Annotated in this window: 1 pseudogene; it reads left to right on the top strand. The window is 69.8% G+C overall.

The window, feature by feature from the left end:
* Positions 1-387 (top strand): annotated as a pseudogene (locus AB4Z35_RS31055) (hypothetical protein); the annotation flags it as partial.

Raw genomic sequence — 387 nt, forward strand, 5'->3', positions numbered from 1 at the left:
CTGCTGCTCTATCTCTACCCGTTGTTCGTGACGATCCTCGCGGCGATCTTTCTCAAGGAAAAGCTGACCAACGCGGCGGTGATCGCGCTGGTGCTGTGCTCGGTCGGCGCCGGCCTGACAGTGGGCGGCGGGGAGGGCAGCCCGCTCGGCATCGCGCTGGGCGTGGCGGCGGCGGTGATCTACTCGATCTATATCGTGGTGGGCGCGCGCGTGACGGCCGGCGTCAACGCCATCGCCACCACCACGGTCATCTGCACCGCAGCAGCGGTGGTCTACGTGACGGTCGGCATCCTGCGCACTGGCGCCGGCGTGCCGCCGCAGTTCCCGGGCGACGCCGGCGGCTGGCTCGCCTTGATCGCCATCGCGCTGGTCTCCACGGTGCTGGCC

Origin of the sequence: Pseudomonas sp. KB_15 (genome assembly GCF_052114525.1) — a bacterium.
GTDB lineage: Bacteria > Pseudomonadota > Gammaproteobacteria > Pseudomonadales > Pseudomonadaceae > Aquipseudomonas.